Source organism: Novosphingobium aureum, assembly GCF_015865035.1.
GTDB lineage: Bacteria > Pseudomonadota > Alphaproteobacteria > Sphingomonadales > Sphingomonadaceae > Novosphingobium > Novosphingobium aureum.
Map to the genome: position 1 here is coordinate 1,085,569 of NZ_JADZGI010000001.1, position 13,108 is coordinate 1,098,676.

Consider the following 13,108-nt stretch of genomic DNA (forward strand, 5'->3'; position numbering starts at 1 on the left):
ATACCTGTAAAATGGCTATGACCGATCCCCTGGGTGACATGCTCACCCGCATCCGCAACGGCCAGCAGGCGAAGAAGGACTCCGTCCTTTCCCCCGCCAGCAAGCTGCGTGCGCGCGTGCTCGAGGTTCTCCAGCGTGAGGGCTACATCCGTGGTTTCAGCGATGACGCCACCGGTGCCCACCCGCAGCTGCGCATCGAGCTGAAGTATTTCGAGGGCGAGCCCGCTATCAAGCACATCGCCCGCGTCTCCAAGCCTGGCCGTCGCGTCTACTCGGGTTCGAAGGAACTCCCGGTTGTGCGCAATGGTCTTGGCATCACCATCGTCTCGACCCCCAAGGGCGTGCTCTCGGATGCCGAGGCTCGCGCTGACAACGTCGGCGGCGAAGTGCTTGCGGAGGTGTTCTGATGAGCCGCATTGGTAAAAGGGCTGTCGCGATCCCGGCCGGGGTCACCGCTGCTCTCAATGACAACGTCCTCACCGTGAAGGGCCCCAAGGGCACGCTCGAGATGGGCGTGTCCGACCAGGTCACCTGCTCGGTCGAAGACGGTTCGGTTGCGATCCAGCCGATCAACCAGTCGAAGCAGGCCCGCAGCCACTGGGGCATGCAGCGCACGCTCGTCGCCAACCTCATGGGCGGCGTGACCGAAGGCTTCTCGAAGGTCCTCGAGCTCAAGGGCGTTGGTTACCGCGCACAGATCCAGGGCAAGACCCTGAAGCTGCAGCTCGGTTACTCGCACGATGTCGACATCGCGATCCCCGAGGGCATCGAGATCAAGGCGCCGGACAACACCACCATCGAGGTGTCCGGTATCGACAAGCAGAAGGTCGGCCAGGTTGCTGCCGAAATTCGTCGCTGGCGCAAGCCCGAACCCTACAAGGGCAAGGGTATCAAGTACCGCGGCGAGTACATCTTCCGCAAGGAAGGGAAGAAGAAGTAATGGCAAAGCTTTCCCTTTTCGAGCGCCGCCGTCAGCGCGTCCGCACCGCTCTGCGTGCACGTGGCAGCCAGCGTCCGCGTCTCTCGGTGCACCGCACCGGCCGTCACATCTACGCCCAGATCATCGACGATGCGCAGGGCCGCACTGTCGCCGCAGCCAATACGCTCGGCGCCAAGGGCACTGACATCGACGCCGCCACCCGCGTGGGCAAGGAACTCGCCGAGGCCGCCAAGAAGGCGGGCATCACCTCGGTCGTGTTCGACCGCGGCGGCTTCCTGTACCATGGCCGCGTCAAGGCGCTGGCCGATGCCGCCCGCGAAGGCGGGCTGGAGTTCTGAGCATGGCTGACGAAAACACCAACCCCGAACAGCCGATCGCGGCTGATCACCCGCAGGGCGGCGCTCCGGCAGAGCCGCGCGAAGGTCGTGGTGGCCGTGGCGGTCGTGGCCGTGGCGGCGAGCGTGGCGAACGCGGTGGCCGTGGCCGTGGCCGCGATGACCGCCGTGGTCGTCGCGACGACGAGGAGCAGGGCGAAGAGCTGATCGAGAAGCTGGTTCACATCAACCGCGTCTCGAAGACCGTCAAGGGCGGTAAGCGCTTCGGTTTCGCAGCACTCGTCGTCGTCGGTGACGGCAAGGGCCGCGTCGGCTTTGGCCATGCCAAGGCCCGCGAGGTTCCCGAGGCGATCACCAAGGCAACCGCTTCGGCCAAGAAGAAGATGATCCGCGTCGCTCTGAAGGAGGGTCGTACCCTCCATCACGACGGCAAGGGCCACTTCGGCGCCGGTCGCGTTACCGTGCGTACGGCTCCTTCGGGTACCGGCATCATCGCCGGCGGTCCGATGCGCGCCGTGTTCGAGAGCCTGGGCGTCGCTGACGTCGTGACCAAGTCGGTCGGCACCTCGAACCCGTACAACATGATCCGCGCCACCTTCGACGCGCTGTCCGACCAGACTTCGCCGAAGTCGGTTGCCCAGCGTCGCGGCAAGAAGGTCGCCGACCTTCTGGGTCGCGGTGGTGCCAGCGAGGTTGAGGCCGAGGCCGCAGCCGAAGCGATCGTGGAGTAAGCGACATGGCCAAGATCAAGATCAAGCAGATCGGTTCGCCGATCCGTCGTCCCGAGAGCCAGAAGAAGATCCTCATCGGTCTCGGCCTCGGCAAGATGCACCGTGTCGTCGAGCTCGAGGACACCGCGGAAGTCCGTGGTGCGATCGCCAAGCTCCCGCACATGGTCGCCATCGTCGACTGAAGCGACAGGGCTGACCGGGCCCGGCCTCGCGCCTGACCCGGTTCGCAACCAGACAAGAGGCCCCGGCACCATGCGTGCCGGGGCCTTTTTTCATGTGTGTGCCGGGTATGGCGCCGCACCCAAGGGCAGGGGGCTTTTGCAAAGGCATGACTTCCCTCGCGGGCAAGCTGTGCTATGCGCTCGGTCCTGTCCGATCACGAGTTGATGAATGGCGCTGCTTCCAGTGAAATTTCCGCGTTCCTACAGCAGCGACCTGCGCGCCGGACTGGCCGCCTGTGCGCTTGTCGCTGCGCTTTCGGCCTGTTCGTCCGATGCGCCCAAGGGCAGCGCTGCCGAAGGTTTCGAGACTGCGGGCTGCGCCGATCGCCGGGCACGTCCCGAGCTGGTGCTCGAGATGCGCCGCAACGATGCGCAGCTGCGCCGTGTGCTGGGCACGAAGCGCGCGCCCGATCCGGGCGTTGCTGCCAGCGCGGCGGCTGCGCGCGGTGACTTTCGCCTTGCTGCAGTGACCTCGCCCGAAGGCATCTCGACCGAACTCTACGATGCGCAGTGCCGGGTGCTCGGCGGGCTGGCGCCCTGGACCATCCGCGCGCTTGCGTGGGCGCCGGATCTGGCCGCAGCCGAAGGGCGTGGCGAGGACGATCCGGTGACGGCTTTCGGGCGGCGCTACAATGCCGCGCTGATGGCTGACCCGCGCTACCCCTATGGCGACGTGTGCCGTCCGGTCGCCGAGGCAGGGCCTGTCCCCGAGATCGTGCCCGGCGAGGCGATCGGGCAGCCTTACGGCTTTGCCGAGCTGCGCCCGCGTCACGGCCGCGAGACGCTGGCCGTCGCGGCACGTCATGGCGCCGTCGCCGACATCGAAGGGCTGCTGCGCGTCAGCCGCGAGGGCATCGACCAGCCCGACATGTTCGGCCTCACTCCGCTCGCATGGGCGATTGCCTATCATCGCTGGCCTGCCGCCGAGGCACTGCTCGATGCCGGGGCGACGCCGACAGGGTCACAGTGCCAGACGGTGATCGATCGCGGCTCGCCGCTGCAGGTCGCGCGCCTGATGCGCTGGACCGGCATGATCGCGCGGCTGCGCCCGCTGGTGAGCGAGGAGGAATTCGCCAGCCTGCGCCAGAACCCGCGTTACGACGACAAGAGCCTGGTCGATTTCAACCGGGCCTTCTCCGAGATCCGCCAGCGTTACGACCCGATCCTGCGCCGTCGCCGCTTCAGCCGCCACGAGATGCTGTTCCAGATCGACGAGAAGGGCAATTCGCTCAGCTGCAATCTCGAACCTGCGTCCAATTCGCCAGCCTTCGACAAGGAGCTGTGCGAGGTGGCGATCAAGGTCGTGCGCTGGACACCGGCGCGCGATGCCTTCGGTGTGACCGTGCCCGCCGACTCGAAGCTGGTTATCGGCATCGGCAAGTAGCGAGGGTCGGGCGCTTCGGCGCGTCTCAGCGGGTAGCGCGGTTCCGGCAGTGGCCCCAGACGGCGAAGCGATTGGCGTGGAGCCACTCGGGCGCGTCGACTTGTGCGATCGGTTGGCAGTTCGCGTGAACGTAGTCGTTCACCAGCGCCAGCGTCTCGGCATTGACCGGCTTCTCGCGCGGCTCGGGGCTGGTGATCACGACAGCGGGGGTTAGGGCCAGCACCCGGGCGACTTCGGCGCGGGTCGAGAGATGGCTCACGTCCTTCTCGATCGCGTGCTCGAGGTGGGCGGGAAATACCAGCGGACTGGGGTAGGCGCTGCAGGTCAGCGCGTAGAGCTGGGGCGGGCCGTCGTAGATGAACAGCGGCACCCTTGCATCCCGGTCCATACCGCGCTCGACGGCGGCAACGAGCTGCTCCATCGCGGCGCGTGAGCGGCGGGCATGGGAAAAGTCGATCACGCGCGATCCGGGCAGGGTGAGGCAGGCCATCGCCAGCAGCGCCAGCGGTCCGGCAAGGCGGTGCTGGAAAAAGGCGGCCGCGGCCACGCACAGCGGCACCAGCAGCGGCAAGGCGTAGTGCAGGTGGAAGGCGGGCACGGCGAGCAGGCCGATGAGCGCCGCCCCGATCCACCCCAGCACGAAGCGGCGTGATGGGCCCGCGAGCACTGGCAGCGCCATCGTCAGGCATATCAGCAGTGGGGCGATGCGCATGAACAGGATCGTCGCGCGGATTGCGGCGGTGGCGGGCGAGGAGGGCTTGGCAAGGTTCGAGGTCACCATCGCATGCCAGTAGATGTTCCAGTACCCGGCGAGCGCGTAGCCAAGCGAAATGGCCAGCATCGGTGCCGCCCCGGTCAGCGCGAGCACGCCGATCCTGCCGATCCGCGCGCGGGCGGGCAGGGGCGCGCGCCAGAGCTGGATCGCGCAGGCCAGCCCCATGTAGCAGGCCTCGAAAACGGCAGTGGTCTTGATGGTGATGGCAAGCCCTGCAAGCAGCATCGCGCCAAGGCTCGCCAGCGTCACCCGGCCTTCGCGCAGCGCGCCCCGCGCGGTGAAGGTCAGCAGGGCACCGAGTGCCATGAACAGGTTGTAGAAGATCGGCGATTGTCCGCCGAAACCCTGGAAGGTCTCGAGCCACAGCAGATAGGCGGCTCCGGCGAGCAGGGCGCCGCGCGCGCTGCACCAGCACTGGGCGAGCGCGGCGATGGTGAGCGCGGTACCCCATGCGAAGAGCGTCGCGACGATCTGATAGCCGAGCGGGTCCGTGCCGAGCCAGCCGATCAGGTAATAGAGCGCGAACAGCCCCCAGGGCTTGCGATCCCAGACATCCACATAAGGCACCGCACCATGATGCATGGCGAGACCGACCGACTGGTAGAAGGTCTCGTCGGGATGGAGGTTCGGGTCGCCGAAGGTGCTCGCGCGCAGTACGAGTGCCAGTACCAGCAGCGCGAGCGCGCCGAGGAGGCGCCCGGCGTGTCGATCGGGGGCAGGGCGCTGCTCGCGTGCGGGTGCCCGAGCGTTGCCAGCGATGTGCGCGCGACTTTCCGGCGCATGCGTGGCCGGGGCATCCGTGGCCGGGGTCTGGCAGGTCGCGGTCACGGGTTCCTTGCGGGGCTGGCTCTGTCTGTGGCAGGCGTGCGGGCGGGACATTTCCGGCTTCGGATAGCCGGGCTATTCTCGTAGTCCTTGCATGGCTAATGCCGGGTTAAGAAGTGCTCCATCTCCGATCCCTTGCGTCTTCGCGGCTTGCACTCGCGCGGTTTGGGGGTGACAGGCGTGGAATCATCGACTAAGGGGCCCGCTTCCCATCCAGCGCGATGAAAAGCGAAAGCGAGTGCAAATTATGAATCTGAACGATCTCCGCGACAACGCAGGTGCCCGCCACCGTCGTATCCGCATCGGCCGTGGTATCGGCTCGGGCAAGGGCAAGACCGGTGGCCGCGGCCAGAAGGGCCAGAAGAGCCGTTCGGGCGTTGCCGTCAAGGGCTTCGAGGGTGGCCAGATGCCGCTCCACATGCGTCTTCCGAAGCGCGGCTTCACCAACGCCAAGTTCACCAAGGACTACGCGATCGTCAACCTGGGCATGGTCCAGAAGGCAATCGACGCCGGCAAGCTCGACGCCAAGGCTGTCGTCGACCAGGCTGCGCTGCAGGCTGCCGGCCTCGCTCGCGGTGGCAAGGACGGCGTGCGCCTGCTCGGCAAGGGTGAGCTGACCGCCAAGGTCGAGTTCAACCTGGCCGGTGCCTCGAAGGGCGCCGTCGAGGCGGTCGAGAAGGCCGGTGGCAAGGTCATCCTTCCCGCCAAGGAAGCTGCCGAAGCCTGAGGCGAATCGACGCGACAAGCCGAAGTATCAGAGAGGGCGGGCGCCAGGCGCTTCGCCCTCTCGTGCTTTTGGCCTGTGGCTAAGTCGCTTGCCGCGCGGCGCGTGCCGGATTGCTGCTGTGCGCACTGCTGCACGCAGTCCCGGCGCGGCAAGGTGCCCAAAGCGCCGAAATCCGCGCGTTTATGCCGTGTCCTTTGACGCTCGGGGCTTTTCGCCCTTCTACGAATGTCTATATGGACTGACCAGAACCCGGGTTCGACAAGGTTGCCATCAGCAGCTAAGGCCGAATCCGAAGAGTAGAATTCGAGGCATCCCAAACTCATGGCTTCCCGTGCCGACAACATCGCCAGCTCGCTGAGCCTGAGCAATTTCTCCAAGGCGACCGAGCTCAAGAAGCGCATCTGGTTCACCATCGGTGCGCTGATCGTCTTCCGCTTCCTCAGCTTCGTGCCGCTGCCGGGCGTCGATGCCCGCATCCTGAGCGACCTCTACAGCCAGACCCAGGGCGGTATCCTCGACCTGTTCAACACCTTCTCGGGTGGCTCGCTCTCGCGCATGAGCCTGATCGCGCTCGGCGTGATGCCTTACATCACCGCCTCGATCGTGGTGCAGCTCGCCGCCTCGCTCCATCCCTCGCTGATGGCGCTCAAGAAGGAAGGCGAAGCAGGCCGCAAGAAGCTCAACCAGTACACCCGCTACGGCACCGTCGGCCTGTGCGCGGTGCAGGGCTACTTCCTCGCCGTCAGCCTCGAGGCCTACGGTGCATCGAGCGGCCTGCCTGCGGTCGTCGACCCGGGCCTGCTGTTCCGCATCGGCGCGGTGATCAGCCTCGTTGGCGGCACCATGTTCCTGCTGTGGCTGGGTGAGCAGATCACCTCGCGCGGCATCGGCAACGGCGTCTCGCTGATCATCATGGCCGGTATCGTCGCGCAGATGCCGACGTTCGCATCGAACCTGGGCCAGGCCTATTCGGCCGGCGACACCGGTTCACTGCTGATTATCGGCCTGATCGTGATGATCGTGGTGATGATCCTTGGCATCTGCTTCTTCGAGCGTGCGCAGCGCCGTCTGCTGATCCAGTATCCCAAGCGCGCCACGCAGCGCGGCATGATGCAGGCCGACCGCAGCCACCTGCCGCTCAAGATCAACACCGCGGGCGTGATCCCGCCGATCTTCGCCAGCTCGCTGCTGCTGCTGCCGCTGACCATCACCCAGTTCGCGGGCAATTCGCTCACGCCGGAATCGACGATGGGCCAGTTCGTGATCTCGCTGAACCAGTACCTGGGGCACGGCAAGCCGCTCTACATGCTGCTCTACGCCGCCGGGATCATCTTCTTCAGCTTCTTCTACACCGCGGTCGTCTTCAACCCCGAGGAAACCGCTGACAACCTGAAGAAGAACGGTGGCTTCATCCCCGGTATCCGTCCGGGCAAGAACACCGCGAACTATCTCGACTACGTGCTGACGCGCGTGACCGTGATCGGCGCGATCTACCTGACGATCGTGTGCTGCGTTCCCGAGTTCGTGCTCGCGCAGACCGGCCTGCCGTTGCTGTTCATGGGCGGCACCAGCCTGCTCATCGTGGTCAACGTCACCGTCGACACCATTACCCAGATCCAGTCGCACCTGCTGGCCCACCAGTACGGCGACCTGATCAAGAAGGCCAAACTGAAAGGCCGCCTCCGCTAAGCGGTAGGGGCGATAACGAGAACGAGGGGGTTCAGTCGTGAATATCATTCTGCTTGGTCCGCCCGGAGCGGGCAAGGGCACCCAGGCGCAGCGTCTCGTGGAACGCCACGGCATGCGCCAGCTCTCGACCGGCGACATGCTGCGCGCCGCGGTCAAGGCGGGCACGCCCACCGGGCTCGAGGCCAAGGCGGTCATGGACCGGGGCGAGCTCGTCTCGGACGCGATCGTCTCGGCGCTGATCGGTGACGAACTCGACGCGATGGGCGCGGACACCGGCGCGATCTTCGACGGGTACCCGCGTACCGCCGCGCAGGCCGAATCGCTCGACGCGATCCTCGCCGAGCGTGGCCGCAAGCTCGACCACGTGATCGAGCTGGGCGTCGACGAGGATGCCCTCGTCGAGCGCATCACCGGCCGCTTCACCTGCGCCACGTGCGGCAAGGGCTATCACGACAAGTTCGAGCAGCCCAAGGTGCCGGGCACCTGCGACAAGTGCGGCGGGACCGAGTTCAAGCGTCGTCCCGACGACAATGCCGAGACCGTGCGCACCCGCATGGCCGAGTACCGCGCCAAGACCGCGCCGATCCTGCCGATCTACGAGGCGCGCGGGATCGTCTCCAAGGTCGACGGCATGGGCGAGATGGACGCGGTCACCGCCGAGATCGAGGCCGTGCTCAAGGCCGGCTGACGCATAACGCGAACACGAGGCCCGTGGCCGGTGCCCCACCTTCACGGGTGGCGGTACTGGCCGCGGGCCTTTTTTCATGTAAGACACGCGCTTGATTGCGCGTCCGCGATGAGCGGCGCGATGGTGCAAGAAGAGGAAAAGGACCGCTTATGACCCTGCGCCGCTCGCTCAAGGCCATGGCCGCCGGACCGGTCCTCGCGCTCGCGCTGGCACCGCTGGGGCTCGTCGCGCTCGCTCCTGTCGCGCAGGCCAAGGTCGCCCGCGCCGACGAGCGCGGCTTCATCATCCAGCAGCTCGTCGAGGTGCCGGTCTCCGCCGAGGAGGCCTGGGAGCGGCTGCTCACTCCGGCGAAGTGGTGGGACAGCGCGCATACCTGGTCGGCGGATGCGGCCAATCTCTCGCTCGACGCCAAGGCGGGCGGGTGCTTCTGCGAACTGCTCCCCAATCCCGATTCGCCGCGTGCCGCCCCGCGCGGCAGCGTCGAGCACATGCGCGTGATCTACGTCGAGCGTCCGCGCGTGCTGCGCCTGTCGGGCGCGCTCGGCCCGCTCCAGCAGGACGCAGCGAACGGGACGATGACGATCCAGCTCAAGGCACTGGGCAAGGGGCGCACGCAGGTCCTGCTCGAGTACGCGGTCGGCGGCTACCTGCGCGCCCCGGCGGACCAGCTTGCGCCTGCGGTCGATGCGATGCTGGCAGCGCAGCTCAAGGGATTAGCCGCTTCGCTCGGCGCCAAGCCGACGGCCGGGCCAGACGTGACGTCGCGCCCCGGACCGGAGCCCGAAGTCGAGGCGATGGCGGAGCCCGAGCCGATGGCTGAGCCCGAGCCGATGGACGAGGTCGAGACCGCACCCGAGCCGCAAGACGAGCCTGAGGCGGCGCCCGATCCGTTTGCCGAGGCCTTCGCCGCGCCCGAGGGCGAGAGCGCCCCGGATGCGCCCGCGCCGCTTCCCGATGGCGGCACACCGGGCGTATTGCCGCCGCTGCAGGGTAACGTTCCCCAGATCGAAATGGAGGAAGTCGAACCCGACGGCATCCAGCCGCTTGCCGATACGCCGCCCGAAGGCGAGTATGTCGGGCGCTGAGTGCGCACTGCGACTTTCGTGCCGTCTGGCGTGCAGGTCCGGCCGGTCCTCGCTGTCGTCTTGTTGTAAGCGATACGTTTTTGACTGGACGATCCGGCTCGGGTATGTTTCTTTCCAGAAACGCTCCGCTCCCGCACTTTGCCGGGGGCGGAGGCGTTATTCCTTGGGGCTTGCATTGACACCTTACTCGAATCGTCCTAAGCGCCCCCTTCACTCGACAGAATCGTCCAGTCCGGATGGCCCGCAGCATGCGTGTCGCCAGTCCGGTTTCGTCGGCTATTCTGGATCGGTGTGTTTTTTCAGCGTTGAGATAGGGGACGGTCGCCCGACCCCTGTGGAGCAGGAGATTTAAGTGGCTCGTATCGCCGGGGTAAACATCCCCACCAACAAGCGCGTGATCATTGCGCTCACCTACATCCACGGCATTGGTCGTACCAAGGCTCTGGAAATCGCCGACAAGCTCGGCATCGATCACACCCGTCGCATCCAGGACCTGTCGGACGCCGAAGTCCTGCAGATCCGTGAGACCATCGACGCCGATCACCTCGTGGAAGGTGACCTTCGTCGCGACACCGCGATGAACATCAAGCGTCTCATGGACCTCGCTTGCTACCGTGGCCTGCGTCACCGCAAGGGCCTTCCGGTTCGTGGCCAGCGCACGCACACCAATGCGCGCACCCGCAAGGGCAAGGCCAAGCCGATCGCCGGCAAGAAGAAGTAAGCCAGAGAACCTTCACGGTTTTCGGTTTTCCGCAGCGATTTTTCGACAGGATACACGGATATGGCACGCGAACCCCAGCGCATTAGGCGCCGCGAGCGTAAGAACATCACGAGCGGCATTGCTCACGTCAATGCCAGCTTCAACAACACCATGGTGACCATCACCGATGCCCAGGGCAACGCGATCTCGTGGTCGTCCGCCGGCATGATGGGCTTCAAGGGCAGCCGCAAGTCGACCCCGTACGCCGCTCAGGTGGCCGCGGACGACGCCGGCAAGAAGGCCGCCGAGCACGGCGTGCGCACCCTCGAAGTCGAGGTCAAGGGCCCGGGTTCGGGTCGCGAGAGCGCCCTGCGCGCCCTTCAGGCCGTTGGCTTCACCATTACCTCGATCCGCGACGTGACCCCGATTCCGCACAACGGTGTCCGTCCCTCGAAGCGCCGCCGCGTCTGATCGAGACTAATCGGGCGGCGAACCGGTCGTCGCCCGTTTTACTGGATCCTCCGGGCCTTTCCACCAGGCCCACCGGAGGTAACCGCCATCACTCCCAGGGGAAGTCCATGACTGTCAACATCAAGAACTGGCAGGAACTCAAGAAGCCGAACAGCCTTGAGATCAAGCCGGGACCCGACCCCAAGCTGAAGGCGACCTTCGTTGCCGAACCTCTCGAGCGCGGCTTCGGCCTGACGCTCGGTAACGCGCTTCGTCGCGTGCTGCTCTCCTCGCTCCAGGGCGCGGCGATCACCTCGATCAAGATCGAGAACGTCCTGCACGAGTTCTCCTCGCTTGCCGGCGTTCGCGAAGACGTCACGGACATCGTCCTCAACGTCAAGCAGATCGCGCTCAAGATGGAAGGCGAGGGCGCCAAGCGTCTCCAGCTTTCGGCCACCGGTCCTGCCCAGGTCAAGGCGGGTGACATTGCCGTCACCGGCGACATCGAGGTCATGAACAAGGACCTCGTCATCTGCACCCTCGACGAGGGCGCGGTGCTGAACATGGAACTGACCGCCGACACCGGCAAGGGCTACGTCCCCGCCGTGGGCAACCGCCCGGTCGACGCGCCGATCGGTCTCATTCCGGTCGACTCGCTCTACTCGCCGGTCCGCCAGGTCAGCTACAAGGTCGAGAATGCCCGCGTTGGGCAGGAGCTCGACTACGACAAGCTGAGCCTCTCGGTCGAGACCGACGGCACGGTTGCTCCGGAAGACGCCGTGGCCTACGCCGCGCGCATCCTCCAGGACCAGCTCGCGCTGTTCGTCCACTTCGAGGACATCGCCCCCGTCGGCCAGTCGCCGATGGTCGGTGCCGCCGCCGGCGCTGCCTCGCAGGAGGAGAGCGACACCAACCAGCTCAACCGTTACCTTCTCAAGAAGGTCGACGAGCTCGAGCTCTCGGTGCGTTCGGCCAACTGCCTCAAGAACGACAACATCATCTACATCGGCGATCTGGTCCAGAAGACCGAAGCCGAGATGCTGCGCACGCCGAACTTCGGCCGCAAGTCGCTCAACGAGATCAAGGAAGTGCTCTCCTCGATGGGTCTGCGCCTCGGCATGGACATCCCGGGCTGGCCGCCCGAGAACATCGAAGAGATGGCCAAGAAGCTCGAGCAGGAACTGCTCGGCTGATCGGCACCTCCGATACCGAATTGAACAGGGCCTCGCGGGAAACCGCGGGGCCTTTTTCTTTGGAAGTTTGAACGGGCATCTTCGAGGGCCATCGCCCTCGAGCTCCCGATGCGCTCTGTCCCCGTTCGCGTCTTAGGGCGTAGCGGGGAGGGGCCCGGGGCAAGGGCGCTTACTACTTCAGGACGCCTGATCATGGGCTAACCGCGATGGCAGTCGAGGGGGATTAGGGGTAGACGCGTCTACGAGTCGGAGATTGTTTTTGGGCGATCTAGTATCTAGCCTGAGTTCATGCGGTATATTTTTTTCCTCCTGCTCCTTGCGACGACTCTGATGTTGCTGGCTCTGGGATACCGCAGTTTGTTGGGTGAGCCCTTTGGCCTCCTCGATATGGTGCGCATTGTTGCACCGATCGCGATTGTCGGCTTGCTTCGTCGTCCCTTGGCGAAGCTTTCGCGTTCGCCCGATTGGTTGAAGCGGATTGGCTGGGGCTTCGGAGTGGTTCTGGGTATTGGTGGCGGGGGCTTCACGATTTGGCGCATAGGCTCCGGACTTGTTGCCGGGGTGATCGATTACGATCTTGATGGAGGTAGTGTCGCTTGGGCTGTCAACCCGACTGGCTTCGTGGTTACTGTCCTGATTTATGGGCTTAATGGCCTGTTTCTGATCGCAATGGGGCTTTTCGCATTGTGGCTGATTTTCAATCCCAGGCTCGGCGCCGTCCCGCGTTAGGCGAACAGGGGCTTACGGAGATTGGCTTCATAGGCAGTCCTGAGAATCCTTGACTCGCGCCCCAAAATCCGCATTAGGGCCACTTCTTCGCGAAAGCGTGAATCGGTTTTTGGGCGGTGGCCGCATCCACATCGCCCGGCAGGCAGTACCTGAAACGGCTGCCTGACGAACGGAGTAAGAGTTCATGCGTCACAAGTATTCGGGCCGCAAGCTGCAGCGCAAGTCCGGCCACCGCGCCGCCCTGCTGCGCAACCTGGCAGCTGCGCTCATCAAGCACGAGCAGATCAAGACCACTACGCCCAAGGCGAAGGAACTGCGTCCCTACATCGAGAAGCTGATCACGCTCGCCAAGCGCGGTGGTCTCTCGAACCGTCGTCTGGCCGCTGCCAAGATCATGGACCCGGCGCAGGAAAAGAAGCTGTTCGAAATCCTCGCCGAGCGTTACGCCGACCGCGAGGGTGGCTACACCCGCATCATCAAGGCCGGCATCCGCGCCTCGGACGCCGCTCCGGTTGCGATCATCGAGCTGGTCGACCGTGACGTCGACGCCAAGGGCCAGGACTCCGGTCCGGTCATGAGCGAAGAGGAAGAACTCGCCGAGGCCTGAGCCACGGACTAGATCTTCGTCATAGATTG

General features: G+C 65.3%; 16 protein-coding genes. 15 read left to right on the forward strand and 1 reads right to left on the reverse strand.

The window, feature by feature from the left end:
• Positions 1–11 precede the first annotated feature (11 nt).
• The 6 genes from rpsH (at position 12) to I5E68_RS05175 (ending at position 3,611) form a co-directional block, all read left to right on the forward strand.
• A complete protein-coding gene (rpsH, locus tag I5E68_RS05150; protein ID WP_197161516.1) occupies positions 12–407 on the forward strand; it encodes a 30S ribosomal protein S8 in 396 nt (131 codons plus the stop codon).
• Positions 407–940: a 50S ribosomal protein L6 gene (gene rplF, locus I5E68_RS05155; RefSeq protein WP_197161519.1), complete on the forward strand. Its 534-nt coding sequence runs from the start codon at positions 407–409 to the stop codon at positions 938–940. Before rpsH ends, rplF begins: the two co-directional genes overlap by 1 nt.
• On the forward strand, positions 940–1,278 hold the full coding sequence (rplR, locus tag I5E68_RS05160; protein ID WP_197161522.1) for a 50S ribosomal protein L18: 339 nt from the start codon (positions 940–942) through the stop codon (positions 1,276–1,278). Before rplF ends, rplR begins: the two co-directional genes overlap by 1 nt.
• A gap of 2 nt (positions 1,279–1,280) precedes the next feature.
• Positions 1,281–2,006, forward strand: coding sequence for a 30S ribosomal protein S5 (rpsE, locus tag I5E68_RS05165; RefSeq protein WP_197161525.1), 726 nt, complete (start codon positions 1,281–1,283; stop codon positions 2,004–2,006).
• Positions 2,007–2,011: 5 nt separating this feature from the next.
• Positions 2,012–2,188: a 50S ribosomal protein L30 gene (rpmD, locus tag I5E68_RS05170; RefSeq protein WP_103099210.1), complete on the forward strand. Its 177-nt coding sequence runs from the start codon at positions 2,012–2,014 to the stop codon at positions 2,186–2,188.
• Between the two features lie 208 nt (positions 2,189–2,396).
• The gene (locus I5E68_RS05175) at positions 2,397–3,611 is read left to right on the forward strand and encodes an ankyrin repeat domain-containing protein (RefSeq protein ID WP_197161528.1); all 1,215 of its coding nucleotides are present in this window, start codon (positions 2,397–2,399) and stop codon (positions 3,609–3,611) included.
• Positions 3,612–3,636: 25 nt separating this feature from the next.
• On the opposite strand, the gene I5E68_RS05180 is transcribed toward I5E68_RS05175, so the two are convergent.
• Positions 3,637–5,214 carry a hypothetical protein gene (locus tag I5E68_RS05180; RefSeq protein WP_323982091.1) on the reverse strand — a complete coding sequence of 526 codons (1,578 nt, stop codon included), beginning with the start codon at positions 5,212–5,214 and terminating at the stop codon, positions 3,637–3,639.
• A gap of 244 nt (positions 5,215–5,458) precedes the next feature.
• On the opposite strand from I5E68_RS05180, the gene rplO reads away from it, so the two are divergent.
• The 9 genes from rplO to rplQ all read left to right on the forward strand — a co-directional run bounded on the left by rplO (position 5,459) and on the right by rplQ (position 13,079).
• Positions 5,459–5,938, forward strand: a complete 480-nt coding sequence (rplO, locus tag I5E68_RS05185; RefSeq protein ID WP_197161531.1) for a 50S ribosomal protein L15 — start codon at positions 5,459–5,461, stop codon at positions 5,936–5,938.
• Positions 5,939–6,259: 321 nt separating this feature from the next.
• Positions 6,260–7,627 (forward strand): preprotein translocase subunit SecY, encoded by a 1,368-nt coding sequence (gene secY, locus I5E68_RS05190; protein ID WP_197161534.1) that lies wholly within the window; start codon positions 6,260–6,262, stop codon positions 7,625–7,627.
• Between the two features lie 37 nt (positions 7,628–7,664).
• A complete protein-coding gene (locus I5E68_RS05195) occupies positions 7,665–8,315 on the forward strand; it encodes an adenylate kinase (protein ID WP_197161537.1) in 651 nt (216 codons plus the stop codon).
• A gap of 149 nt (positions 8,316–8,464) precedes the next feature.
• Complete coding sequence (locus tag I5E68_RS05200; RefSeq protein ID WP_197161540.1) at positions 8,465–9,400, forward strand: SRPBCC family protein; 936 nt, start codon at positions 8,465–8,467, stop codon at positions 9,398–9,400.
• 352 nt (positions 9,401–9,752) lie between these two features.
• Complete coding sequence (gene rpsM / locus I5E68_RS05205; RefSeq protein WP_197161542.1) at positions 9,753–10,121, forward strand: 30S ribosomal protein S13; 369 nt, start codon at positions 9,753–9,755, stop codon at positions 10,119–10,121.
• Between the two features lie 60 nt (positions 10,122–10,181).
• On the forward strand, positions 10,182–10,571 hold the full coding sequence (gene rpsK, locus I5E68_RS05210; RefSeq protein WP_197161561.1) for a 30S ribosomal protein S11: 390 nt from the start codon (positions 10,182–10,184) through the stop codon (positions 10,569–10,571).
• A 107-nt stretch (positions 10,572–10,678) separates the two neighbouring features.
• Positions 10,679–11,743 carry a DNA-directed RNA polymerase subunit alpha gene (locus I5E68_RS05215; RefSeq protein ID WP_197161564.1) on the forward strand — a complete coding sequence of 355 codons (1,065 nt, stop codon included), beginning with the start codon at positions 10,679–10,681 and terminating at the stop codon, positions 11,741–11,743.
• A 288-nt stretch (positions 11,744–12,031) separates the two neighbouring features.
• Entirely contained in the window at positions 12,032–12,472 is a 441-nt protein-coding gene (locus I5E68_RS05220; protein ID WP_197161567.1) for a hypothetical protein, read from the forward strand.
• A 184-nt stretch (positions 12,473–12,656) separates the two neighbouring features.
• Entirely contained in the window at positions 12,657–13,079 is a 423-nt protein-coding gene (rplQ, locus tag I5E68_RS05225; protein ID WP_197161570.1) for a 50S ribosomal protein L17, read from the forward strand.
• The last annotated feature ends 29 nt before the right edge of the window (positions 13,080–13,108 follow it).

Excerpts from the sequence above, each read along its gene's own strand:
- rpsH (WP_197161516.1), top strand. The coding sequence starts at position 12 with ATGGCTATGACCGATCCCCTGGGTGACATGCTCACCCGCATCCGCAAC.
- rplF (WP_197161519.1), top strand. The coding sequence starts at position 407 with ATGAGCCGCATTGGTAAAAGGGCTGTCGCGATCCCGGCCGGGGTCACC.
- rplR (WP_197161522.1), top strand. The coding sequence starts at position 940 with ATGGCAAAGCTTTCCCTTTTCGAGCGCCGCCGTCAGCGCGTCCGCACC.
- rpsE (WP_197161525.1), top strand. The coding sequence starts at position 1,281 with ATGGCTGACGAAAACACCAACCCCGAACAGCCGATCGCGGCTGATCAC.
- rpmD (WP_103099210.1), top strand. The coding sequence starts at position 2,012 with ATGGCCAAGATCAAGATCAAGCAGATCGGTTCGCCGATCCGTCGTCCC.
- I5E68_RS05175 (WP_197161528.1), top strand. The coding sequence starts at position 2,397 with ATGGCGCTGCTTCCAGTGAAATTTCCGCGTTCCTACAGCAGCGACCTG.
- rplO (WP_197161531.1), top strand. The coding sequence starts at position 5,459 with ATGAATCTGAACGATCTCCGCGACAACGCAGGTGCCCGCCACCGTCGT.
- secY (WP_197161534.1), top strand. The coding sequence starts at position 6,260 with ATGGCTTCCCGTGCCGACAACATCGCCAGCTCGCTGAGCCTGAGCAAT.
- I5E68_RS05200 (WP_197161540.1), top strand. The coding sequence starts at position 8,465 with ATGACCCTGCGCCGCTCGCTCAAGGCCATGGCCGCCGGACCGGTCCTC.
- rpsK (WP_197161561.1), top strand. The coding sequence starts at position 10,182 with ATGGCACGCGAACCCCAGCGCATTAGGCGCCGCGAGCGTAAGAACATC.
- I5E68_RS05215 (WP_197161564.1), top strand. The coding sequence starts at position 10,679 with ATGACTGTCAACATCAAGAACTGGCAGGAACTCAAGAAGCCGAACAGC.
- I5E68_RS05220 (WP_197161567.1), top strand. The coding sequence starts at position 12,032 with ATGCGGTATATTTTTTTCCTCCTGCTCCTTGCGACGACTCTGATGTTG.
- rplQ (WP_197161570.1), top strand. The coding sequence starts at position 12,657 with ATGCGTCACAAGTATTCGGGCCGCAAGCTGCAGCGCAAGTCCGGCCAC.